The sequence below is a fragment of the Stappia indica genome, from assembly GCF_001696535.1.
GTDB lineage: Bacteria > Pseudomonadota > Alphaproteobacteria > Rhizobiales > Stappiaceae > Stappia > Stappia indica.
In genome coordinates, this window is sequence record NZ_MBQE01000001.1 from 1,512,400 (window position 1) to 1,534,789 (window position 22,390).

The following is a 22,390-nucleotide window of genomic DNA, read 5'->3' on the forward strand; positions in this document are numbered from 1 at the left end:
GCGGCGGCCGTTTTCGCATGTCGCACGCCCTGCCCGGACCGGGATCGTTCCCCGTGGTGTGGATTGACCCGAAACGACCCGAAAACCACCGGGCCAGCGCCTTCCGTCCGCCGCAATTGCTCGCGATGGTCGCGCCGTTCCGCTTCCTGCGCCCGAAGGCTGCGGTGAACGGATTTCCGTTTTCGAAGGAGATATTCGATGACCTCGCTCCAGACGGCCGCTCGCCTCGCCTTCGTCGGCACGCTTGCCCTTGCCGCCGCCACCCTGCCCGCCCGCGCGCAGGAGACCCCGCGCATCGCCACCATCGACATGGTCGGCACCGGCATGGCGAGTGCTGCTCCCGACATGGCGATGATCACCAGCGGCGTCGTCAGCGATGCCGACACGGCCGCCGATGCGCTGTCCGCCAACACCGAGGCGATGTCGGCCGTGATCGCCCGCATCAAGGAAGCCGGCATCGAGCAGCGCGACATCCAGACCTCGGGCTTTTCCGTGCAGCCGCGCTACCGCCAGGTGAAGAGCTCCAGCCCCGAGGAATACCGCAGCGAGGTCTTCGGCTACCGCGTCAGCAACAATGTCAGCGTGCGCGTGCGCGACCTCGGCAAGCTCGGTGGGCTCATCGACGTGATGGTGCGCGACGGCGCCAACCAGGTCGGCGGCGTCACCTTCATCGTCAGCGAGGAAGGCAAGCTCAAGGACAGCGCCCGCAAGGAAGCGATGGCCGACGCGATCCGCAAGGCGGAGATCTTCGCCGAAGCGGCCGGCGTCAAGCTCGGCCGGGTGCTGTCGATCAACGAGCAGGACTTCGGCGGCCCGCGCCCGATGATGATGATGGCCCGCGCCGAGGCCAAGATGGACGGCGCGCCGGCGCCGATGGAAGCAGGCGAAAGCTCGCTCGAGGTGCGCGTCAACGTCACCTGGGAGCTGGTCCAGCCGTAACGGCTGCCATCCATCCCCCTCTGGCGATACCATCCGGCGCGGGTCACTCCGCGCCGGACGTGTTTCCAGCCCCCGCTTCCGACCGGGCGACTTCCGCCGGCCGCTATCAGCCGGTCAGCAGCCCGTCGCGCATCCACACCTGCATCTGCTTGCGGCTGGAGGCGGTCTCGCCGACATCGGGCCAGTCGAAGCCGACCGTCAGCCCCTCGACCGGCAGATAGCCGCGCTTGCGCCAGAACGGATCGAGCGGGCTGTAATCCTTCGGCCGCGCCGGGTGGTCCATGGGGCGGATCACCGCGCAGAACGCCGCACGGTCGAAGCCGAGGGCCCGCGCATGCGCCTCGCGCGCATCGAAGAACCCGTGCCCCAGTCCCTCTCCCCCGAAACTGCGGATCGAGCACGGATTCGGCGAAATAGAAGATCGTCGCGGGGTCGAAGCCCGCCGCCTCGAAAGGATCGCGGAACTCCGCCACCTCTTCTGCGAGCGGCTGGCCCGTCGCCGCACCGACGATTTCTTTGCCGGCTAAGGCACCAACGACGACGGCGCCCTTTCCTTCCGCATATCGGCGCAGATACGTGCGCTCGTAGTCTAGCGAGCCCTCGTAGAGATAGGGCCATTCGCGGAACACCTTGACCCGCAATGCCGCAAGGTCATCCAGCGCGTCGCCGATTTCGTTACCCGTCAAAGTAAAAAGCTCTGCCTTCATCGCCTCTCGCCGGTTTTCGGGGACTTGCGGAAAAACGTCCATTGCATCGCAGCACGAACCACCCTATAGCACCCCCGTTCGGGACTGAACCCGGGTTTCATCTGCTGGTTGGGGAGACCGCCATGTCTGACGACGGCCTCTTCCAATTGGGGATGGACTTGGAAGCACGTCACCATGAGGGCGCCGACGCATCGTTTGCGGACGCATATGCCTTCGACGTGCCGAGAAGCACCACCCATACGGAAGACAACGACACTACCGCGCCTGCGGCCAACACGCAGGACGACCGGCTCGATCACTTCATCGAGCGCGAGGGCGTCCGCTGTGCCGGTTCGCATCTGATCATCGACCTCTACGACGCTTCGCGTCTCGACGATCTTCCCTTTATCGAGGAGACGTTGAAGACCTGCGTCACGGAGGCCGGCGCAACGCTGCTGCACATCCACCTGCACCCGTTCGAGCCTACCGGCGTGAGCGGCGTCGCGGTGCTGGCCGAAAGCCATATCTCGGTCCACACCTGGCCCGAGGCAGGCTACGCCGCCTTCGATGTGTTCATGTGCGGCGATGCCCGGCCGGAAAAATGCGTGGAGGTTCTCGAGCAGGCCTTCCGCCCCGGTCGCACCAGCGTCAGCGAATTGCTGCGCGGCAAGGAGGTCGCATGAGCGACGGGCTGGTCTTCCGCGAGACGCTCTATCCGGGTGTCCAGGTGCAGTATTCCTGCGACGACATCCTGTATCAGGATCGCTCCGAGCATCAGGACCTCGTGCTGTTCGCCAATCCGGTGTTCGGCAAGGTCCTGATGCTCGACGGCGTCACCCAGGTCACCACCGCCGACGAGTTCATCTATCACGAGATGATGGCGCATGTGCCGATCCTCGCCCATGGCGAGGCGCGCGAGGTGCTGATTGTCGGCGGCGGCGACTGCGGCATGGCCGAGGAGGCCCTGAAGCACAAGGGCATCGAGCGGCTGACCCAGGTGGAGATCGACGACGCCGTCGTCGAGTTCTCCAAGGAGCATTTCGCCGACTTCAACGCCTCCGTCTTCCAGGATGACCGCTTCGATCTGGTCATTGCGGACGGTGCGCGCTTCGTCGCCGAGACCGACCGCCGCTTCGACGTGGTGATGGTGGATTCCACCGACCCGATGGGGCCGGGCGCCGTGCTGTTCACGCCGGAGTTCTATCGCGGCGTCCACCACTGCCTGAAGCCGGGCGGCGTGCTGGTCACCCAGAACGGCGTCCCCTTCCTGCAGAAGGGCGAGCTGGTGTCCTCCATCGGCCACTTCTCGAAGATCTACCGCGACGCCTATGCCTATGTCGCGGCGATCCCGACCTATTTCGGCGGCCATATGGCCCTCGGCTGGGCAAGCGACAATCCGGCCCTGCGCCGCCAGCCGCTCGACGTGCTGGAACAGCGCTTCGAGGCAGCCGGGCTCGACACCCGCTACTACACGCCGGAAGTGCACCAGGCCGCCTTCGCGCTGCCGCGCTTCATTCGCGATGCGGTCGCGGAAGGCCGCAAGGGCGCCTGACGCCTCTCGGCCAGGACCGGAAACAAGACGCCCGCGCGATCCCTCGCGCGGGCGTTTTCGTTCCGGCCGCGGCACGTTGCCTCAACGGCATATTGCAACCGGATGGATACATACTTGAAAGGGAATGGGAGTAATCTGGACAGGCCTTCGGGACGGGAGGGCGCACTTCCAACGAAGCCATCCTTTTTTTCAAGAGGTAGCCATGTCCCACATCAGCAGCAGCCTCCATACCGGACGAACCTCGGCCAGCTATTCCCGCGCGCAGATCCTGCTTCACTGGCTCATCGCGGCCCTGGTCGTCTTCCAGCTCATCTTCGGAGAATCCATCCAGGACTATGGCCACGTCCTGCGAGACGGCCAGGTGCCGGACGGTCTGGTCTGGCTGATGGGCAACCTGCACATCTGGGTCGGTGTCGCAGTGCTCGCGCTCACGCTGCTGAGGCTGAGCTTGCGCGTCAGGCTCGGCGCGCCGCAGCCGCCGGCGCTCGCACGGCATCTGCGTCTCACCATGCACGCCACCTATGTCGCGTTCTACGTGCTGCTCGTCGCCGTGCCGGTGACCGGGCTCCTTGCCTGGTACGGCGGCATCCACCTTGCCGGCGAGGTGCACGAGACACTGAAGCCCGTGTTCATCGTGCTGATCGGCCTGCATGTGGCGGCCGCCCTGTACCACCGCTTCGTGCTCAAGGACGATGTCATGAGCCGCATGAGCCTGTTCGGGCGCTGACCGCGTTTCGCGCGCCCCCACAGCTCGAACGGCGCGCGACCTCAGTCGCGCGCCTCGAGCCACTCTCTCAAGCCGGCCCGGTCGCCGGACAGAACCCCCTCCGCCACCCGGCGGCCGACCGCCGCGCCGAACTTGTAGCCATGGCCCGAGCAGGCCGAGACGATGGTCAGCCGGTCTTCTCCGGCAACGAGAAAGTGCTCGTCAGCAGTGAAGGTGTAGGCGCAGGTCACCACCTCGCTCACCCGGTACTCGGCGATGCGCGCAAACGGCGGGCCGAAATGATCGCGCAGCCGCTCGCCCTCGCCGGGTTCGGGAACGCGCCGCTCGTCGGCGCCGGCGCGCACCTTGTGGATGCCCGCCCCCACCTTCAGCCCCGTGCCGCGCACCGGCGGCAGCACGTAGCCGTCGACCGTACCGCCGACATCGAGGATCACCGGCGAGGCCTCCCAGGCGGCAACGAGATCCGCCGGCGGCTCGAGATAGGCGACCGCCGTGCGATAGGAGGTCAGCCGGTCGGAAAGCTGCGGGAACAGCTGCAGCACCCAGGCCCCGGCCGTCACCACCACATGGTCGCCGGCAAGCTCCTCGCCGCCCGAAAGCCGCACCTTGCCCGACGCCGCATCCACCGCCTCCACCCGCGTCTGCGGGCGGATCGTCACGCCGGCGCGCTGCAGGAAGCCCAGCAGGTCCTGCCCGATATGCCGGCACAGCAGCACGCCGCCCTCCGGGCTGAAGGCCGCCGAATGCACGCCGCCGGGATCGAGGAAGGGATGGCGGCGCACCGCCTCGTCGCAGCTCAGGTCTTCCACCGGATAGCCACCGGCCAGCAGGCTGTCGCGATACTCGATGGAGGAGTCCCGCCCGGTCTGCGACACCAGCAGGAACCCCGTATCGGCCAGATGCTTGGCGCCGAGATCGGCCCACATCTCGTCCCAGGCCGCATAGGCCTCGTCGATCCGCCGCTGATAGCCGCCCTGCGCCCCGTAGGCGCGGCGGATGATGCGGTGATGGTCGCCGGAGGCCGACAGCGGATTGGGGATCGGCCCCTGCTCCAGCAGCACCACCTCGACGCCGCGCTTTGCCAGCGACCATGCGGTGGAGAGCCCGGCAATGCCGGCGCCGACGACGATGACCTTCATGGGTACTGCCTCCTTGCCGGCGCGGGCCGCCTGCGGCTGCGGGCTCAGATCAGGCGCCGACCTGGGCGATCCACTCCTGCAGATTGTAATAGGTGGTGATGCGGGCGATCCGCCCCTCGCGAATGTCAAAGAACGTGCCGGCCGGCAGGCGATAGGTCTGCCCCTCCGCCGGCGGCAGGCCCTCGTCGGTGACGAGATAGGTGCCGGAGACGATGAACTCGGCCGCTGCGCGCGTGCCGTCCGCGCTGGCGAAGATCACGATGTCCGACAGCTCTTCCTTGTAGCAGCGCGTCATGTGGTCGTTGAACGCGGCGAACAGCGCCTTGCCCTGCCGGCGCTCGCCCTGGTTCACGTCATGGGCGATGTCGTCGGTGACCAGCTCCAGCATCGCTGCCGTGTCGCCGGCGTTGAAGGCAGCGTAATAGTCCTGGAGGAGCTTGAGGGTCGCAGCGTGCGGCATGTCTGGTTCCGGTGTTCGGGAAAGGAAGAAGGCAGGCGTTGCGGCCGCATTCTGGCCTCCCCGTCCCGGCCTTGGCAAGCCGCGCCCGCCCCTCTTGTCCACACGTTCCACCCCGCGCTCACTCGGTCGGGACGGCGTCCTCTGCATACTGCGCCAGGAACGCCGCGCTCGGCGGGATCGGCTTGATCATGTCGATCAGCACGCCATTCGGATCGCACGTGATGAAATGCCGCTGGCCGAAATCCTCGTCGCGAATGTCCAGCAGGATCGGCAGGCCCGCCGCCTTCAGCCGCGCGTATTCGCCGTCGACATCCTCCACCTCGAAATTGAGCAGCAGCCCGCCGACCGTCTGCCCGCGTGCAGGCGCCGGGATCGTCTCATGGCTGCCGTCCAGCACGGCAAGGTTTACGGACGGATCGCTTTCCGACTGCAGATGCACGTACCAGTCGGCACTGAAGACCCGGCGAAAGCCGAAATGCGTCTCGTAGAACCGCGCGGTCGCGTCCACCTCGCCGGTCATCACCACCGGATAATAGCTCGTCACCTTCATGGCCCGTCCTTCCTTGCTTTCCATCGGCAGCGCGCCCGCCGCCCCTGCGGCCCGGCCGTCTTGCCCGTCCCTCGGCGACAGCAGCAAACCCTTGCCTGCCGGCGCCGCTCCATGTCACATACATGCAGCCTGTATCCATATACATACAAACAGTCTGTATGTAAATAGGTGACCCGATGGACCACACGATGACGGACAAGCCCGACCGGCGGCGCGGCAAGGGCCGGGGCAATTCCGAGCGCTCCGCCGAAATGCGCGGCGAGCTGATTGCCGCCGGCCGGCGTCTCTTTGCCGAAAAGGGCTTCGCCGAGACCTCGACGCCGGAGATCGTTGCCGCCGCCGGGGTGACGCGCGGCGCGCTCTATCATCACTTCGCCGACAAGACCGCGCTCTTCGCCGCCGTTTTCGAGGCGGAAAGCCGCGAAGTCGCGCGCGAGATCGAGGACGGGTCGTCTGAAGCCGCATCAGCGCGCGAGGCGCTGCTTTCCGGCGCGCGGGCTTACTTTACGGCGATGCGCGCGCCCGGCCGCTGCCGCATCCTGCTGGTCGACGGCCCGGCGGCGCTCGGCCCCAATGAGGCCATCCGCCTCGACGCCCTCCATGCCGGCCGAACCCTGCGCGAGGGGCTGTCAGAGGCCCTTGGGCAGGGCGACTTGCGCCCCCTGCCCCTCGATGCGCTGACCGGCGTGCTCTCCGCCGCCTTCGACCGCGCCGCCCTCGACATCGCCTCGGGCACGGACGAGACCGGCTTCCTCGCTGTCTTCGAGGCGCTTGTCGACGGGCTGCTGGCTCCGGAACGGTAAGACCCGCTCCGGGCACGCCTCAAGCCAGCCCCAGTTCCTTCAGCGCGTCCTCCAGCCTCACATGGCCGAGGAACCCGCCCGCGGAGGCCGCCTCCTCGCCCGCTTCCACGCCGGCGGCAAAGTGCACCGCCGGATCGTCCGCAAGCCGCGCGAACAATACCTGCAAGCGCGGGAAGGCGCTGCGATCCGGCACGCCGTGATATTCGGCCCAGCGCGCGATCCCGTAGAAATAGGCATCGGCCAGCGTCCGGCTCTCGCCCAGCAGATACGCCCCCTCGCCCAGCATCCGCTCCAGCTGCGCATGGGCGCCCGTCAGCTTTGCCTGCGCATAGGCGACGAGCACCGCCTTCCCCTCGCCTTCGACGCCATGCTCATAGGCATGCCAGAGCGGGCTGAACCCGTCGAACAGCGCCGTGTTCAGAAAGGCCAGCATCTGGTTCAGCCGGTCGAAGCCCGCCGTTCCCTGGCGAAAGCCGAGACCTCTTTCCGCCCCCTGCGGCGCCAGATGGTTGAGGATCGCCATGCTCTCCGCCACCAGCCGGCCGTCGGCGGTGGCAAGGCTCGGCGTCTCGGCGACCGGGTTGATGCGACTGTAGGCCTCGCTGCGGATTTCATCGCCGGCCATGTCGATGCGGCACAGCCGATAGGGGATCTGCAGCCATTCCAGCGCGACGATCGAGCCGAAGGAGCAGCCCGCCGGCACGCCGTAGAACAGGATGGGGGTCATGATGTTGTGTCCCTTTGCTTGGGGCGAGAGGTCTCGCCCGGATGCCGGGACTATGCAATTATGGACGCTGGTGCTGTAGCCCGCGATATGCCGGTTTCAAGTCCACAGATATGGACGCTGTCGATGTACAATCTCAACGACCTGCGCTTCTTCGTCCGGGCGGTGGAGGGCGGCGGCTTTGCCGCTGCTAGCCGCCTGTCCGGCACGCCGAAATCCACCGTCGCCAAGCGCGTTGCCGAGCTGGAGCGCCAGCTCGGCGCCCGGCTGGTGCATCGCAGCTCCCGCAGCTTTCGCCTCACCGATGTCGGCCGGGACGTCTACGAGCATGCGCGCGCGGCGGTGATCGAGGCGGAAGCGGCCGAGGCCGTCGTGCGCCGCCGTCTTGCCGAGCCGAGCGGCACGGTCCGCCTCACCGCCTCCGTACCGGTCTCCCGCTTCCATCTGGCGCCGAAGCTCGCAAAGATCCTGCAGCGCCACCCGAAACTCTCGGTGAAGCTGCATGTCAGCGACCGCTTCGTCGACCTTGCGCATGAGGATTTCGACATCGCCGTGCGCAGCCACCGCGCGCTGCTGCCCGATTCCGGGCTGATGCAGCGGCGCCTGTCGGAGGAAGCGGTGATCCTGGCCGCGGCACCGGCCTATCTCCAGCGCGCCGGCACGCCGCAGACCCCGGCCGACCTCGCCGCCCACGAACTGATCGACATCGGCGACGGTGCCCCCTGGCAGCTGGAAGGGCCGGACGGCGCCCGCGCCGAAGTCCGCCCCGGCTCCCGCCTGTCGCTGAACGAGGCCGGCATGCTGCTCGCCGCCGCCTGCGCCGGTCTCGGTATCGCCTGCCTGCCGCAGCAGGTCGCCGCCGGCGCTCTGGAGCGGGGCGAGCTGCTTCCCCTCTTGCCCGGCTGGCGCGCCGGCACCATCACCACGACCATCCTCACCCCGCACCGCCGCGGCGTGCTGCCGGCCGTGCGCGCGGTGATCGAGGCCCTTGTCGAGGCGTGAGCTGCGCCCGTCCGGTCACGCCATGTCGTGCGGCACCAGGATGGCATCGTCGTCGAGCCGCACCGGCGTTTTCGCCGGCCGAACGTCGTCCGGCACGGGTGCCGACAGCAGCTTCACCGGCAGCGGAAACGGCACCGACCGCCCCTCGGCCTCGATCTTCGCAAGTACCCCCTGAAGCATCTCGAGATGCTGGTGGTTGGCATGGGTGCTCGGCCACATCGTCTGTTTCAGAACCGGCCCGGCGAACCCGCCCCCTTCCGAGCGCTCGCAAATCGCCTGCAACAGGCGCACCTCGTCGCTGTCGTTCGGATCGAAACCACTTGGGGCCCATCTCGTTCCGCCCGATGCGAGGTCGAGCGCCACGTCGTCGCTCATCAGCTTCAGGATGTCGATTGCCGTTGCCGCATCGCAGTCCGGCTGGCGCACGACCCACAGCAGGATCGGGTGCAGATGCTCCTCATGGTCCCAGTTGAGGTCGGGCAATATGTGCCAGAGATCCGGGCTGCGCGGCGCCCGCGTCTGCAGCCAGGCCAGGATCTCGGGCATTTCGATCCGCGTCATGGCGGCCGGCTCTTCCGGCCGGGCAATGGTGGCGGCGGGCACGCGCTGCTGCGTCCGCCGCCTGGCTAGGCGTGGCAGATGGCGCACGACCAGAAAGGCCGTTCCCGCGATCACGACAAGGTACCAGAACCAGATCGGCAATCCGTCGAGCATGGCAATCACCTCAAGAATGCAATGCTTCGACCATGCCGGCACGGCCTTAAGCCGGCCCTAACCCGACCCAAAAATCAGGCCCAAAAACGCAAACGGGCGCGGCTATGCTTCCGCGCCCGAAAGGGTCATGGTCTTGCGAAAACAGCCTCAGGCCGCGCCGCGCATCCGGTCGATGCTGATCGGGCCGGGGCCCGCCGCGGAAAGGTACAGGAAGGCGAAGCAGTAGAGCGCCGCCAGTTCGCCGCCGTTGAGGATCGGGTAGAAGTTCTGCGGCGCATGCGCCATGAAATAGGCGACCGCCATCGTGCCGGAGGCAAGGAACGCGGCCGGCCGCGTGAACAGGCCTAGCACGATCAGCGCGCCGCAAACCAGCTCGATCAGGCCGGCCGCACCGCCCATAGTCATCGGCGAGGCGCCCGACATCTGCGTCGGCGGCAGGCTGAGATACTTGGTCGTGCCGTGCTGCAGGAACAGCAGGCCCGCCGCGATGCGGAAGACGCTGAGAAGCGGTCCGGAATAGCTCTTGAGGAACGTCATTCAAGCCTCCTTCGTGCCGCGCTCCCGATTGTGGGCGCCCGCCCTGCAGACAGGTACAGGCAACGTCCCGGCGCGGCAAAACTCAGCCTAAGCCGATTTTCCCGGCAAGCGGGAGCCCCCTGACACGAATGTGAGGGGATAACCGGGGGGCACGCACCCCAGACCGTCGCGCGACCTCGCGGCATTCGGCGGTCATTCCGGACGCGCGCCAGCGCAGAGCCGGGACCGGAGAGCCGAGCGCCTCACGAAGGCACTCCCGAACGACACCGCAACCGCCGTGCCTCCCCACCCCTGATCTCGCGATGCTCGTGCGGGAGGACGCAAGCAAAGGTGTGGGCCATGACACGCAGGCGGAGCGCCATGCTCCCCCTCTCCCCCCTTGAGGGGGAGATTTCGGCGCAGCCGACAGAGAGGGGCAGCGGCGCTGAAAAACGCTCTGCCCCGCGGTTCGTCCTCCCGGACGGCGCGCAGCGCCGAGCCGGGACCGGAGAGCCGAGCGCCTCACGGCCACGCTCCCGAAAGACTCCGCAACCGGCGCGCCTCCACGGTCCCCGATCTCGCGATGCTCGTCCGGGAGGACGCAAGCAAAGGTGTGGGCCATGACACGTGGGCGGAGCGTCATGCTCCCCCTCTCCCCCCTTGAGGGGGAGATGTCGGCGTCAGCCGACAGAGGGGGGCAGCAGCAGAGGTGAAAACGCTCCGCTCTCGCGGTTCGTCTTCCCGGACGGCGCGCAGCGCCGAGCCGGGACCGGCGAGCCGAGCGCCCCAGGAAGGCACTCCCGAACGACACCAGACCCGCCGGTCAGGTGGCGGAACCACGAGTGATCGTGGCAATGACTTTCTCCCGCAACGGGTGCTCGCTTCCCGGCCCGCCCAAGACCTTGATCACGTCCTTGTCGCCCGCGAAAGGCTGCAGCGCCTGCGGCATGTCGGTGCCCTCTTCCATGCCTTCTGCCAGCATGTCCGCCCACTCGGGATGCTCGATCAGCAGGTCGGCCAGGGCCGGGAACCGCTGTTCCAGGATCGTCCAGCGCGCCAGAACCTCGTGACCGACGGAGTTGCTCTCCAAATAGCCGATGACCCTGCGAAACTTGTAGGAATTCACCATCCGCTTCATGACACGCGGATTGTCTGGCAGAAATTCTGAAAACTTGAGCAGCAAGTGTTCTGCTTCCCGCGTCGTTCCCTCGGATTCGCTGTAGTTCAGGATGGTCGCCACACGATCCGTCTCCGTAGACGCTCTGGAAAGCAGAATACGAACATCCGCCTCTGAGAGCTCGTTGCCGAACTCGTCCCGAATTTCTTCACGCTTGACACGCACCTTTTCGTCGAAGATCGCAGTCGGGAGGATGCTCTTTCTCCGGTACCTCTCACCCGCTCTCGACACCCAGCTTTCGGAAGCCTCCACTGTGTCGGCCTTCATTGTCTCTGCCTCTCCAGCCAGCAAGTGTTTCCAATAATTTTGCTTCACGCCGCCCATTCCGGGAACCGGCGTCGAGACCTGAAAGATCTTCTCAAGAAACAGATAGCCGAGCGGTTGGCCGGGATTGCCGACATGGCTGGAAAAGTTCGAATAGCGTTGTTCGAAACTGGCGCGGATCCAGGCTCTATCGGCGGCCACAACATAGGTGACGTCACGGTGGCGGAAGGATGTCTGGATACCTTCCAGTAGATCGACCACATAGTCCGCATTGCAGCGGTCGAGGTCATCGATGAAGATGCAGACTGGCGCTCTTGTTGCTGCCACCAGCGCCGAAAACAGCTTCTTGACCCGCTTCAGCGGATCGCGAGACAGATCGAAGAAGAATTTCGCTCCGTCAGCCGAACCAAACACCAGCGCTCGACCAGCTAGCAAGAACGCACCAAAAGCCGCTACCAGCGACAGCGCGACCTTGAGGGCAAGATCAAACGACTTGACTACCGTCTGCACGGTTGTCGCATGATCCGGCTGCGCGACTGAGCCGGTGCCATCAGCGAGCAGAACACCCAGCGCAGGCCAAACGACAAGAGCACCAACAGCCAACAGAGCAACGATGGCCAAGACGAGTGGCCCGAGATGCATCTTCGTCCACCACCAAGCATACTTCAGCCGGAACAGAGACCAACCCCAGATGTCTCGATTTTGCCAGAGGCAACCGCTCCCGGCATCCTTCAATGCCACAATCATTGGCCACCAGGGCGGCTTGCGGCGCTCATGCTCCCACGCGTTGAAATGGACAACAATCCAGGACTTCCCCTCCTGCTCCGGCTGCCTCAGCATCGCGTCCATCATGCGCAGAATGAACGTCTTTCCCGCCCCCCAGGGAGCGTGGAGGTGAATGGCAAAGCCGTCGCGTCCGCTAGCCTGCTTCACCTCGATCATGCGTTCGACCAATGCCCGTGCAAAGGGCCGACGGCCTAAGTGGTCATCGCCGGTCGGCTCATCCGAATGCGTCGGCACAGCGTCGGTCCGCAACACATCGCCATCGGCGAGATCATCGTCACCGGCCGGCCCACTGACGGAATCGTACTGGTCAGATGTCGCTGTTGTCTGGATGGCCGTTGGCTTCCCGTCGCGTATGCGCTCGAGATCCCGAAACACATCTTCGGCAGATCGCTCGTCGGTTACGATCCAGAATGCGTCCGGCTGGGTGGCGATGGCGATATCTACTGTCTGGCCGAAGAGACTGCGCGGCTCTGCATTGAGGGAGTTGGGCAGTATCGCGCGATACCAGTCGATGATCAGCCGCCAAGGACCGCTTTTGACTTCGTCCCGTGCTGCAAAACGGTCGAATGGCTCGCGGACCCAAGGAGGAAAATTCGCGCGGTAGGAAGCCTTCCCTCGAACATCCATAAGCCAAAGCGGCTCATCGATCAGATCGTCTATCGTGACATACTCAAGTAACCGTAGGCAATCTTCTGAAACCGCGCGCCAGCTGGTGGTGTCGTCGGCGTCGCCACCTGCGTGAACTACGACAGCGGCGGTGGAGGCACTTGTAGCGGCTCTGACAGAGGAGGCGGCGCGTGCAATGACATCTGCTCCAGCGGAGGTTCTTGTGGAGGCTCTGGCGGCGGAGGCAGCGGCAGCAGCGGCTCTGGCGAAAGGAATAGCGGAAGCGTAGTTAGCGGCCGTGGCTGCGGCTTTCGCAGCGGCGGAGACGGCAGTGCGTATTTCGCTGCGCGGATATATGAGCACGAGCCTCGAAATGAAACTCGCCCTGAAAACCTGCAGAATCAGGTTCTGCTTCAGGTCTGCATCGAAGCCTTGATCCGGATCTTCATGGACCTGGAACACCAGCGGAAACACCCGCAGCGCTGCCCGCACGGCGATCACCTGCGCCCACTCGGCCGGCTTGTCCGCCAGCCACGCTTCCAGTGCTTCCGGGCTGTCGATCTCCGGCCGTTCGTCTCTGTCCGCCAAGCCTGCCCCCGCAGTGCCGCGCCGCAGCGCGTTCCCCAGCGCCAGTCTGACGGGAGCCTCAAAAAACAACAACCTCTTTTCAGGGGCTTGAGGCTCAGTTGCCGGGGAAGCCGCGGGCCGACCATTCCGAGCGCGGGACCGGTGCGCCTACGCGGAAGGTGAAGCTTTCCACCCGCGTCACCTGCGTGTTCAGCTCGCAGCGGAAGGCGAGGTCGTACCACTGTCCGCCGGCGCGGAAGGCCGCCCGTCGCGGCTGCAGCACCGTGCCGCTTTCCAGCCGGAACGAGGGCAGGAGATCGGGCTGATAGGGCGGCGTTGCCGTGCGCAACTGCGCCCGCAGCTCGGTCATGCACAGGAGATCGACGCGCGCGGCCTGCGGCATGCCGTTCATCGCCGTGCGCATGCGCGGATCGTCGGAAATGTCGCGCGAGAACAGGCGGGTTGCCGTGGTGCCGCCGGCCAGCTCGCCCTCGCCGCCCCCGCCGCTCGGCCGGGCAAAGCTCAGCCCGCCGGAGCCCGGCGTGGTCGCGGCAATCGCCCGCGCCACCGCCTCGGCCTCCGATTGCGGATCGGCACGGGAGCCTGCAAACAGCGGGATGTCCGCCGGCTTTGCCCGCGGCACGGCCGTCCCGCCCGCCGGCACGCCGGCCCCTTCCGTCGGCGCGGCCAGCACGTCGAGATCGCTCGGTCCTTGCGTCTCCGCCTCGCTCGGGTCGGTCAGCGCCGCCACTTCCGTCTCCGCCTCGCTCTCGGCGTCCGGCTCGCTTTCGGGTGCGGCTTCGGGAGCAGCGGCGCCCTCCTGCGGCGTGCCCTCTTCCACAGCGCCCGGCGTCTCGGCCGCAAGCTCCTCGGCAGCGCCCGTCTCGCCGCTGTCCGCGGTTCCCTCGCTCTCCGCCTCGCCGGGACCTTGCTGCGCGCTCTCGCCTTCGGCCTCGCCCGCGGGCTGGTCCTGCCCCTCCGCGCTGGCGGACGTCTCGTGCGCCTCTTGCGGGGCGGTCTCAGTCGGCTCGTCCAGGCTTTCGCGCAAGGCAATCTCGCCGGCCTGGTCCTCGCTGCCGCTGTCCTCCTCGGCAAACTCCGTCACCGGCATCAGCACGCGCGGCACCGCCGCCTCGGCGGCTGCCTCCGGCGTTTCCGGTGTCTCTTCAGGCGTCTCTTCTTCTGACGCAGGCGGCGGAGGGGGTGGCGGAGGCGGCGCGGCCTGCGCCTCCTCTTCCGGCGTTTCCTCTTCTTTCGGCGGCGGGGGCGGCGGTGCGGGCGGCTCGGCCTGCTCTTCCGCCTGCTCCTCGGCTGCGGGCGGCTCGATCAGCACCACCTCGATCGGCTCGTCGACGGTCGGCGGCAGCGCGCGCACCGCGCCGGGGCCGAAGAACACCAGCCAGGCGGCAACGCCGTGCAGCAGCAGCGACAGGGCAAGACCCGCCCCGATTCGCCGCCGCAAGCCGGTTCCGCGCGCCCCAGCATCCGCCATCTCGCCAGCAGCGCTTTCGGCAACGGGATCGGGCGCGACCTGCGGCAGGTCCTGCGACGCGGGCACGGCTTCGCCCCGCCGCTCGCCCGCCCGCTCGCTGACGGGTGACAAGGACGTGAAACCCGGCTCCTGCTTGTCGATTGGCTGTCTCAGGGTCAGGCCCCGTCGCTCCGTTCGGTGTGGTCGGGCCGCGTGTGTCGTGCGCCCGCTGCTACGCCTACCCCAGCTTCTGGGAAAAAGGGAGGCCGCACCTTACCGCAGCACGTATCTCGCGCATGCGTGATCGTCGCTCTCCCGCCTCATGCCTGGCGAGGGTGCCAATGGGTACCGGGTCGCGCTTCGCTTGCCCGGGATGACCTCCGAGAGGGGCGCCGGCCGGGCCTCCTGCTCCCCTCTCCCCGCTCTCCATCATGCCGGAAAGCGCAAGCCCGCCAAAAACACAGGGCCCGGCGTTGCCGCCGGGCCCCGAAAAATGCCTGAGCCCTGGCTCCGCCAGCGTCCTCAGCTGTCGAGGAACGAGCGCAGCTTGCGCGAGCGCGAGGGGTGCTTCAGCTTGCGCAGCGCCTTCGCCTCGATCTGGCGGATACGCTCGCGCGTCACCGAGAACTGCTGGCCGACTTCCTCCAGCGTGTGGTCGGTGTTCATGCCGATGCCGAAGCGCATGCGCAGCACGCGCTCCTCGCGCGGGGTGAGCGAGGCCAGAACCCGCGTCGTCGTCTCGCGCAGGTTCGACTGGATCGCCGCGTCGATCGGCAGCACCGCGTTCTTGTCCTCGATGAAGTCGCCCAGGTGGCTGTCCTCCTCGTCGCCGATCGGCGTCTCGAGCGAGATCGGCTCCTTGGCGATCTTCAGCACCTTGCGGACCTTCTCCAGCGGCATCTGCAGCTTTTCGGCCAGCTCTTCCGGGGTCGGCTCGCGGCCGATCTCGTGCAGCATCTGGCGCGAGGTGCGCACGATCTTGTTGATCGTCTCGATCATGTGCACCGGGATGCGGATCGTGCGGGCCTGGTCGGCGATCGAGCGGGTGATCGCCTGCCGGATCCACCAGGTCGCATAGGTGGAGAACTTGTAGCCGCGCCGGTACTCGAACTTGTCGACCGCCTTCATCAGGCCGATATTGCCTTCCTGGATCAGGTCCAGGAACTGCAGGCCGCGGTTCGTGTACTTCTTGGCGATGGAGATGACGAGGCGCAGGTTGGCCTCCACCATCTCCTTCTTGGCGATGCGCGCCTCGCGCTCGCCCTTCTGCACCATCGAGACGATCCGGCGGAACTCGGCCGTCTCCAGGCCGGTCTCCGAGGCAAGGCTCTGGATCTCCTGGCGCAGCTCGCGGATCGTTTCCTTCTCCTGGGCGACGAAGTTCTTCCAGCCCTTGGAGGCAAGGTTGGCGACCTTGCGGATCCAGTTCGGGTCGAGCTCGTTGCCCTGGTACTGCTTCAGGAAGTCGCCGCGGTCGACGCCGTGGCTGTCGGCAAGGCGCAGCAGGCGCCCCTCGTAGCCCATCAGCCGCTTGTTGATGTCGTAGAGCTGCAGCACCAGCGCGTCGATACGCTGCTGGTTCAGCGACAGGCTCTTCACATCGACGACGATGTCTTCCTTGAGCTTCTTGTAGCGGCGCTCCTGCGAGGGAGACAGGGTCTTGTTGGCCAGCTTGTTCTCGACCAGCTGGTCCTGCAGGCGGCGCAGCTTCTTGTAGTCGTCGGCGATGCGGTCGAAGGTCTCCAGAACCTTCGGCTTCAGCTCGGCCTCCATCGCGGAGAGCGAGATGTTCGCCTCGAACTCGTCATCCTCCTCGCCGTCGCCTTCTCCTTCGGCCTCGCCGGAGGCTTCGCCCTCGCCGGCCGGGCGGGCAGAGCCCTCGCCGCGGGCCGTGGACTCTTCGCGGGCCTGGCCGGAAGACGTGCCGGAAGCGCTCGTCTCGCCCTCGGCAGCACCCTCCTCCTCGCTCTCCTCGGCATCGTCGCCGCGGAAATCGGGGCCGGCATAGGTCGCCTCGAGATCGATGATGTCGCGCAGCAGGACCTTGCCCTCGTTGAGCTCGTCCCGCCAGATGATGATGGCCTGGAAGGTCAGCGGGCTCTCGCAGAGACCTGCGATCATCGCCTCGCGGCCGGCCTCAATGCGCTTGGCGATGGCGATTTCGCCCTCGCGCGACAAGAGCTCGACCGAGCCCATCTCGCGCAGATACATACGCACGGGGTCGTCGGTGCGGTCCGTCGGCTCCTTGGCCGTCGTCTTGGCGACCGCGGTCGGGCTCGCCTCGACGATCTCGCCGCCCTGATCGTCCGCCTGGGCCTCCTCGGCCTCTTCTTCCTCGATGACGTTGATGCCCATGTCGGACAGCATCGCCATCGTGTCCTCGATCTGCTCGGACGTGACCTCCTCGGACGGGAGCACCTCGTTGAGCTCCTCGTAGGTCACGTAGCCGCGCTTCTTGGCGAGCTTGATCATCCGCTTTACAGCGGCATCGGAAAGATCCAGCAGCGGACCGTCGGAGGTCTCGCTAGCGGTTTCCTGGGTCTCTTCCGCCTGGGTGGATTTGGCTGCCATGGTTGTCTCCGGCCCCGCCGGCCCTTGGGCCTGGCGCTGTCGTTCGTGTCACGCTCGATGCCCGCCACGCGGGCCCGGTTTCCGCTTTCCGCGCCTCAGGGCGCCGTGAAAGCCGGAGGACCGGCTGATTCATTTTCGCGGCTGTCTACCGGATCCCTTTCCGGCCAAGACCTTGCGGCCAAACGGATCCTCCCCCCGCGACGCGCCGCCACGCCGGCCGGGACAGAATGTCAGTCTTAGTCGCTGTCCGTTAAGTGCCACTTAACCCTGCAACCCGGTTCGACAAGACTCGACCCCGGATACGGCCGGCACGCACAAGGCTCCGGCCATCCGGCTCCGCACGGGATATCGGCAGGCAAGGTGATTTCGGGCCGCCGTGTCGGCTCCTGTCATGTCTTGCGACCTCTTGTCTCCTGGACCGGGTCTGCATGACGGGCCTGTCGCGGCTCTGGATGCTGCCTGAGTTGCTTATGTAGCGCAAAGGTCCGGATTCGCAAGAGTGATTCGTTGGCCGTCAACCAAAGAGGCGGCGGGATCCACAGCCGCAAACGCCCCTAGCGTCATCCGCCGGCGCCGGCGATCGCACCCTGCCCCATTGCCGCGCGGGCGCGCGCCGCAGCTCCCGCCGGCGTGGAGGAGACCGGCCGGGCCGAGCGGAAGACCTTGCCCCGTTCCGCGATCTCCTGCTCGTCGCGGGCGCATTCCTCGCGCCGGCGGGCAAGATCCTGCGAATGGGCGCGGATGCGCTCCCAGTCCGCCTCGTCCAACCCGTCGCCGAGCGCGGCCAGCTCGGCTTCGAGATCCTGCTCCAGCGCGCGCAGCTCCAGCACGTCGAGATAGTGGCAGAACAGGTCCTCGATGAAATCCGCCGGCGGCTCGTGCCGCAGGATCGGCAGCCGCTGCAACAGGTCGTGGAAGCGGGCGACCATGCGCTGCCCCCCACCGGCACCACCGCCTCCGGGGGCCCCGGCCTCCTCGGGTCCGTCCAGCGCCTCCGACAGGATCTGGAAGAAGCGCGTGTCCAGCGTCTCGAAGAACCCGCTCACCGGCACGTCCTGCAGCTCGGTCGCGATCCGGCACAGCTCGTCGCGGAAGCGCGCATGCAGCACGTCGCCGAACTGCGCCTGCGCCAGCCGCTCCACGTGCCGCTCCAGCAGCTCGGGATATTTCAGGCACAGTCCGCACAGCATCCGCTCGTGGCCGAACATCGAGCTGCCCGGCAGGTCGGAGCCGCGCGCCTGGCCGGACGGCGCCTTCTGGAACGCATTCCCCTGGCCGAAGTTCTGGCCGCCGCCTTGCCCGAAACCCTGGCCGCCCTGCGCCCCGCCCTGGCCGAAATTCTGGCCCCGCGCGGCCCGCGCCTGCTGATAGAACAGGTTGGACAGCCGCAGCCGGATGTCGAGCTGGTAGCCGCGCCGCACCCGCTCGTCGGCAATGGTGCGCACCAGCTCCTCGAGGCTCTTTTCCAGCGCCGCGCGGCGCTCCGGCGTGTCGATGCGCGCCGCGTCCACCTCGCGCGACCACAGCACGTCGATCAGCGGCTGCGAGCCCGCCAGTTCCTTGGTGAAGGCGGCAAGCCCTCCGTCGGCGATCAGGTCGTCCGGATCCTTGCCGTCGGGCAGGAAGACGAAGCCGAACGAGTGGCCGCTGCGCAGGCCCGGCAGGATGCGGTCGACCGCCCGGTGCGCGGCCGAGGTGCCGGCGGCATCGCCGTCGAAGCAGATCACCGGCTCGGGCGCCAGCCGCCACAGCCGGGCGACCTGCTCCTCGGTAAAGGCCGTGCCGAGCGCCGCGACCACATTGCCCATGCCCGCCTGGGCGATGGCGATGGCGTCCATGTAGCCTTCCACCACCACCGCCTGGCCGGTGCGGTGGGCGGGCTCGCGCGCCCGGTGGAAGTTGAAGACCATCATGCCCTTGTGGAAGAGCGGGGTCTCGGGCGAGTTGAGATATTTCGGCTGCCCGTCCGGATCGAGCGTGCGCCCGCCGAAGGCGATCACCCGGCCGCGCTCGTCCTGGATCGGGATCATCAGCCGGTTGCGGAAGCGGTCGTAGGTCGGCCGCCCGTCGTCCGGGCGGATCACCAGCCCCGCCTCGACCATCGAGGCCTCGTCGACGCCCTTGCCGATCAGATGGCGCTTCAGGGCGTCGCGCCCGTTCGGCGCAAAGCCGATGCGGAACTCGCGCACCGTTTCCGGGCGCAGGCGGCGGCGGGAGATATAGTCGCGTGCCTGCTCGCCGCCGCTCATCGCCAGCGCATCCTGGAAGAACCGCGCCGCCATCTCGCAGATTTCGGCAAGGCTGGCGCGCTCGGCCGCCCTCGCGGCCGCCTGCGGATCGGGGGCGGGCAGCGCGACGCCCGCCTGCTCGGCCAGCCGCTCCACCGCCTCGGGAAAGGACAGGCCCTCCGTCTCGGTCAGGAAGCGGAAATGGTCGCCAGAGGCGCCGCAGCCGAAGCACTTGTAGCGGTTGCGCCGGTCGTCGACATGGAAGCTCGGGGACTTTTCCTGGTGGAACGGGCAGCAGGCCCAGTAGTCGCCGCGCGCCGGCTGCGACTTGCGCCGGTCCCAGCTCACCCGCCGCGCGACGAGCTCCGACAACGGCACTCGAGCGCGAATCTCATCGAGGAGACCGGGTGAAAAACGCATGGGCTTGCAGGCCTTCGAGACAGGAAAAGGTGCCGGCGCGCGGCCCCGGAGCGGGGCGGCTGCACCAGCCTTCATCATCAAGGTAGGACAGAGCGGGGAGAAATTCCACAACCCTGGAACAGGTCGGCCCGGATCGGGTCGGCCTACTCGCTGCGCAGCAGGTCCTTCACCACGCAGCTGGCGCGCACGAAGTCCATCTGCCCCGGATAGCGCTCCTTGAGCGCGCTCATGCAGCGGCCCATGTCGCGAAGGCCCCGCGCGTTGATGTCGCGCACCACGTCCTCGCAGGCATTCTGCATCGCCCGCTCGTCGAACTGGCGCGGCAGGAACTCGTGGATCACCGCCATTTCCTCGCGCTCCTGGGAGGCGAGCTCGAGCTGGCCGGCCTCCTCGAAGTCGCGCACCGAGCTCTCACGCTGGCGCAGCATCTTGTTGAGGATCTCGCGGATCTCCGCGTCCGGCACCACGTCGTGGCCCAGCTCGCGCGAGCGCGCATCGCGGTCCTTGATCGCCGCCAGCATCAGCCGCAGCGTCGCCGCCCGGCGCTTGTCGTCGCTCTCCACGGCGTCTTGCAACGCCGCATCGATACGTTCACGCATGATCTGCCCTGCCGTTTGCCCGGGTCGGAAGCGCGGAAACTTTGCTCAAAGCTTCGGCTCCACTGCCGGACACCTCGTCCATCACGTTGATTTACAAGGATTATTTTTGTAAAGTCTGTCGGTTGACCCCCAGGCGCGCTTCCCCTAGAGTGCCGCGCGACACGCACCGTTGACAGCCGAGCCCCGCTCCGTCAAGGCGCGTTCAGCGAAATCATGTCATCGAACCGATCGAGAAAGCAAGATATGACGACCGCCGACGTCTGGTCCGCGCCGCCGACCACGGCCGTTCTCGTCCTGGCCGACGGAACAGTGATCGAGGGCAACGGCTTCGGTGCCACCGGCCAGGCCTGTGCCGAAGTCTGCTTCAACACCGCACTCACCGGATACGAGGAGATTCTCACCGATCCCTCCTATGCCGGGCAGATCGTCACTTTCACCTTTCCGCATATCGGAAATGTGGGGACGAACGAAGAGGATGTCGAGACCGTCAACATGGCCTCGTCCTCCGGCGTGCGCGGCGCCATCGTGCGCGCCGATGTCACCGAGCCGGCCAACTACCGTGCCTCCCGGCATTTCGATGCCTGGTTGAAGGCGCGCGGCATCATCGGCCTGTCGGGCATCGACACCCGCGCCCTCACCGCCCTGATCCGCGAGACCGGCGCCGCCAACGCGGTGATCGCCCACGATCCGGACGGCAATTTCGACATCGAGGCGCTGAAGCTTGCCGCCCGCAACTGGCCGGGCCTCGTCGGCATGGATCTCGCCAAGGACGTCACCTCCTCGCAGAGCTACGGCTGGACGCAGACCCCCTGGGTCTGGGACCAGGGCTACGGCGAGCGTGAGGACGGCGAGTTCAACGTCGTTGCCATCGACTATGGCATCAAGCGCAACATCCTGCGCCTTCTGACCGATGCCGGCTGCAAGGTGACGGTGCTTCCCGCCGATGCGAGCGCGCAGGATGTCCTGTCGCGCAAGCCCGACGGCATCTTCCTGTCGAACGGTCCTGGCGATCCGGCGGCAACCGGCGAATATGCCGTGCCGGTGATCCGCGACCTGGTCGACAGCGGCCTGCCGGTCTTCGGCATTTGCCTTGGCCACCAGATGCTGGCGCTCGCCCTTGGCGGCGAGACCGAGAAGATGCATCAGGGCCATCACGGCGCCAACCATCCGGTCTTCGACCGCACCACCGGCAAGGTCGAGATCACCTCGATGAACCACGGCTTCGCGGTCAACGCCAAGAGCCTGCCCGAAGCGGTCGAGGAGACCCACGTCTCGCTGTTCGACGGCTCCAATTGCGGGCTGCGGCTCAAGGACAAGCCGGTCTTCTCGGTGCAGTACCACCCGGAAGCCTCGCCCGGTCCGCGCGACAGCCACTACCTGTTCCGCCGCTTCACCAACCTGATGCGCGCCCGCGCCGGCACCCCGGCGCTCCCGGAAAAGGACGCCGCCGCCTGATCGGCGCATCGCGGTCCCTCATCTGAACGCACCGAACGCCGCCCGCCTCGCGGGCGGCGTTTTCATTTGCCACCGGTTCTTTTGCCACCGGAGAGATGCCGCCGCGCCACCCTCCTCCGGGGCCCCCGCTTGCGCCAACCCATATGCTCCAGCGGATACTGGATGCCTGCCTTCGCAGGCATGACAGCCGAGAGTGGGGGTAAGCGCCTCCCGTCTCTCAATTGCCGGGGTTGCCTCTGCAGCCAAAGCAGTAGCGAGGACACCGAAACCTCTCCTTGCGTCTTCCCGGGCAAGCGCAGCGCGACCCGGGACCGGAGAGTCGAGGGCGTATGAGGTGCGCTCCGGGCAGAACCCGCAAACGCAGTGCCTCCCCGGTCCCGGATCATCGGCCTTCGGCCTCGTCCGGGAAGACGCCAGCTGAGGCCGAAGCAGAA

At 67.0% G+C, this 22,390-nt stretch carries 19 protein-coding genes; 7 read left to right on the top strand and 12 right to left on the bottom strand.

Going from position 1 to position 22,390, the window contains the following annotated elements; genetic code table 11:
* Nucleotides 1-198: 198 nt before the first annotated feature.
* Nucleotides 199-939, top strand: coding sequence for an SIMPL domain-containing protein (locus tag BBX35_RS07115; RefSeq protein WP_067217608.1), 741 nt, complete (start codon nt 199-201; stop codon nt 937-939).
* Nucleotides 940-1,045: 106 nt separating this feature from the next.
* Here the strand turns inward: BBX35_RS07115 and BBX35_RS23880 are convergent, their stop codons facing one another.
* Nucleotides 1,046-1,222: a hypothetical protein gene (locus BBX35_RS23880; protein ID WP_244271571.1), complete on the bottom strand. Its 177-nt coding sequence runs from the start codon at nt 1,220-1,222 to the stop codon at nt 1,046-1,048.
* Nucleotides 1,223-1,768: 546 nt separating this feature from the next.
* On the opposite strand from BBX35_RS23880, the gene speD reads away from it, so the two are divergent.
* From speD to BBX35_RS07135, 3 genes are all read left to right on the top strand, one after another.
* Nucleotides 1,769-2,308 carry an adenosylmethionine decarboxylase gene (gene speD / locus BBX35_RS07125; RefSeq protein WP_067217610.1) on the top strand — a complete coding sequence of 180 codons (540 nt, stop codon included), beginning with the start codon at nt 1,769-1,771 and terminating at the stop codon, nt 2,306-2,308.
* On the top strand, nt 2,305-3,177 hold the full coding sequence (gene speE, locus BBX35_RS07130; RefSeq protein WP_067217613.1) for a polyamine aminopropyltransferase: 873 nt from the start codon (nt 2,305-2,307) through the stop codon (nt 3,175-3,177). Before speD ends, speE begins: the two co-directional genes overlap by 4 nt.
* A gap of 202 nt (nt 3,178-3,379) precedes the next feature.
* Nucleotides 3,380-3,904 (top strand): cytochrome b, encoded by a 525-nt coding sequence (locus BBX35_RS07135; RefSeq protein ID WP_067217614.1) that lies wholly within the window; start codon nt 3,380-3,382, stop codon nt 3,902-3,904.
* Between the two features lie 41 nt (nt 3,905-3,945).
* Here the strand turns inward: BBX35_RS07135 and BBX35_RS07140 are convergent, their stop codons facing one another.
* The 3 genes from BBX35_RS07140 to BBX35_RS07150 form a co-directional block, all read right to left on the bottom strand.
* Nucleotides 3,946-5,043 (bottom strand): NAD(P)/FAD-dependent oxidoreductase, encoded by a 1,098-nt coding sequence (locus BBX35_RS07140; protein WP_067217617.1) that lies wholly within the window; start codon nt 5,041-5,043, stop codon nt 3,946-3,948.
* 49 nt (nt 5,044-5,092) lie between these two features.
* Nucleotides 5,093-5,503 (bottom strand): ketosteroid isomerase-related protein, encoded by a 411-nt coding sequence (locus BBX35_RS07145; RefSeq protein WP_067217620.1) that lies wholly within the window; start codon nt 5,501-5,503, stop codon nt 5,093-5,095.
* 118 nt (nt 5,504-5,621) lie between these two features.
* On the bottom strand, nt 5,622-6,053 hold the full coding sequence (locus BBX35_RS07150; RefSeq protein WP_067218342.1) for a VOC family protein: 432 nt from the start codon (nt 6,051-6,053) through the stop codon (nt 5,622-5,624).
* A gap of 188 nt (nt 6,054-6,241) precedes the next feature.
* On the opposite strand from BBX35_RS07150, the gene BBX35_RS07155 reads away from it, so the two are divergent.
* Entirely contained in the window at nt 6,242-6,856 is a 615-nt protein-coding gene (locus BBX35_RS07155; protein WP_067218344.1) for a TetR/AcrR family transcriptional regulator, read from the top strand.
* 19 nt (nt 6,857-6,875) lie between these two features.
* On the opposite strand, the gene BBX35_RS07160 is transcribed toward BBX35_RS07155, so the two are convergent.
* Entirely contained in the window at nt 6,876-7,583 is a 708-nt protein-coding gene (locus BBX35_RS07160; RefSeq protein ID WP_067217621.1) for a glutathione S-transferase family protein, read from the bottom strand.
* 123 nt (nt 7,584-7,706) lie between these two features.
* On the opposite strand from BBX35_RS07160, the gene BBX35_RS23605 reads away from it, so the two are divergent.
* Nucleotides 7,707-8,582, top strand: a complete 876-nt coding sequence (locus tag BBX35_RS23605; protein WP_067217624.1) for a LysR family transcriptional regulator — start codon at nt 7,707-7,709, stop codon at nt 8,580-8,582.
* Nucleotides 8,583-8,597: 15 nt separating this feature from the next.
* On the opposite strand, the gene BBX35_RS23610 is transcribed toward BBX35_RS23605, so the two are convergent.
* From BBX35_RS23610 to BBX35_RS07200, 7 genes are all read right to left on the bottom strand, one after another.
* On the bottom strand, nt 8,598-9,296 hold the full coding sequence (locus BBX35_RS23610) for a hypothetical protein (RefSeq protein ID WP_171901400.1): 699 nt from the start codon (nt 9,294-9,296) through the stop codon (nt 8,598-8,600).
* A gap of 147 nt (nt 9,297-9,443) precedes the next feature.
* On the bottom strand, nt 9,444-9,833 hold the full coding sequence (locus tag BBX35_RS07175; protein WP_067217628.1) for a DoxX family protein: 390 nt from the start codon (nt 9,831-9,833) through the stop codon (nt 9,444-9,446).
* An 802-nt stretch (nt 9,834-10,635) separates the two neighbouring features.
* Nucleotides 10,636-13,233: a KAP family P-loop NTPase fold protein gene (locus BBX35_RS07180; RefSeq protein ID WP_141687829.1), complete on the bottom strand. Its 2,598-nt coding sequence runs from the start codon at nt 13,231-13,233 to the stop codon at nt 10,636-10,638.
* Between the two features lie 94 nt (nt 13,234-13,327).
* Complete coding sequence (locus tag BBX35_RS07185) at nt 13,328-14,815, bottom strand: DUF930 domain-containing protein (RefSeq protein ID WP_067217632.1); 1,488 nt, start codon at nt 14,813-14,815, stop codon at nt 13,328-13,330.
* A 390-nt stretch (nt 14,816-15,205) separates the two neighbouring features.
* A complete protein-coding gene (gene rpoD / locus BBX35_RS07190; protein ID WP_067217635.1) occupies nt 15,206-17,254 on the bottom strand; it encodes an RNA polymerase sigma factor RpoD in 2,049 nt (682 codons plus the stop codon).
* A gap of 560 nt (nt 17,255-17,814) precedes the next feature.
* Entirely contained in the window at nt 17,815-19,902 is a 2,088-nt protein-coding gene (gene dnaG, locus BBX35_RS07195) for a DNA primase (RefSeq protein WP_067217637.1), read from the bottom strand.
* 143 nt (nt 19,903-20,045) lie between these two features.
* Nucleotides 20,046-20,501 (bottom strand): GatB/YqeY domain-containing protein, encoded by a 456-nt coding sequence (locus tag BBX35_RS07200; protein WP_083206065.1) that lies wholly within the window; start codon nt 20,499-20,501, stop codon nt 20,046-20,048.
* Nucleotides 20,502-20,744: 243 nt separating this feature from the next.
* Here BBX35_RS07200 and carA point away from each other — a divergent pair, with 243 nt between their 5' ends.
* Nucleotides 20,745-21,956 carry a glutamine-hydrolyzing carbamoyl-phosphate synthase small subunit gene (gene carA / locus BBX35_RS07205; RefSeq protein WP_067217641.1) on the top strand — a complete coding sequence of 404 codons (1,212 nt, stop codon included), beginning with the start codon at nt 20,745-20,747 and terminating at the stop codon, nt 21,954-21,956.
* Nucleotides 21,957-22,390 lie beyond the last annotated feature (434 nt).

What these genes read in the sequence shown, in the direction of transcription:
- BBX35_RS07115 (WP_067217608.1), top strand. Translation starts at nt 199, where the DNA reads ATGACCTCGCTCCAGACGGCCGCTCGCCTCGCCTTCGTCGGCACGCTT.
- BBX35_RS23880 (WP_244271571.1), bottom strand. Translation starts at nt 1,222, where the DNA reads ATGGACCACCCGGCGCGGCCGAAGGATTACAGCCCGCTCGATCCGTTC.
- speD (WP_067217610.1), top strand. Translation starts at nt 1,769, where the DNA reads ATGTCTGACGACGGCCTCTTCCAATTGGGGATGGACTTGGAAGCACGT.
- speE (WP_067217613.1), top strand. Translation starts at nt 2,305, where the DNA reads ATGAGCGACGGGCTGGTCTTCCGCGAGACGCTCTATCCGGGTGTCCAG.
- BBX35_RS07135 (WP_067217614.1), top strand. Translation starts at nt 3,380, where the DNA reads ATGTCCCACATCAGCAGCAGCCTCCATACCGGACGAACCTCGGCCAGC.
- BBX35_RS07140 (WP_067217617.1), bottom strand. Translation starts at nt 5,043, where the DNA reads ATGAAGGTCATCGTCGTCGGCGCCGGCATTGCCGGGCTCTCCACCGCA.
- BBX35_RS07145 (WP_067217620.1), bottom strand. Translation starts at nt 5,503, where the DNA reads ATGCCGCACGCTGCGACCCTCAAGCTCCTCCAGGACTATTACGCTGCC.
- BBX35_RS07150 (WP_067218342.1), bottom strand. Translation starts at nt 6,053, where the DNA reads ATGAAGGTGACGAGCTATTATCCGGTGGTGATGACCGGCGAGGTGGAC.
- BBX35_RS07155 (WP_067218344.1), top strand. Translation starts at nt 6,242, where the DNA reads ATGACGGACAAGCCCGACCGGCGGCGCGGCAAGGGCCGGGGCAATTCC.
- BBX35_RS07160 (WP_067217621.1), bottom strand. Translation starts at nt 7,583, where the DNA reads ATGACCCCCATCCTGTTCTACGGCGTGCCGGCGGGCTGCTCCTTCGGC.
- BBX35_RS23605 (WP_067217624.1), top strand. Translation starts at nt 7,707, where the DNA reads ATGTACAATCTCAACGACCTGCGCTTCTTCGTCCGGGCGGTGGAGGGC.
- BBX35_RS23610 (WP_171901400.1), bottom strand. Translation starts at nt 9,296, where the DNA reads ATGCTCGACGGATTGCCGATCTGGTTCTGGTACCTTGTCGTGATCGCG.
- BBX35_RS07175 (WP_067217628.1), bottom strand. Translation starts at nt 9,833, where the DNA reads ATGACGTTCCTCAAGAGCTATTCCGGACCGCTTCTCAGCGTCTTCCGC.
- rpoD (WP_067217635.1), bottom strand. Translation starts at nt 17,254, where the DNA reads ATGGCAGCCAAATCCACCCAGGCGGAAGAGACCCAGGAAACCGCTAGC.
- dnaG (WP_067217637.1), bottom strand. Translation starts at nt 19,902, where the DNA reads ATGCGTTTTTCACCCGGTCTCCTCGATGAGATTCGCGCTCGAGTGCCG.
- BBX35_RS07200 (WP_083206065.1), bottom strand. Translation starts at nt 20,501, where the DNA reads ATGCGTGAACGTATCGATGCGGCGTTGCAAGACGCCGTGGAGAGCGAC.
- carA (WP_067217641.1), top strand. Translation starts at nt 20,745, where the DNA reads ATGACGACCGCCGACGTCTGGTCCGCGCCGCCGACCACGGCCGTTCTC.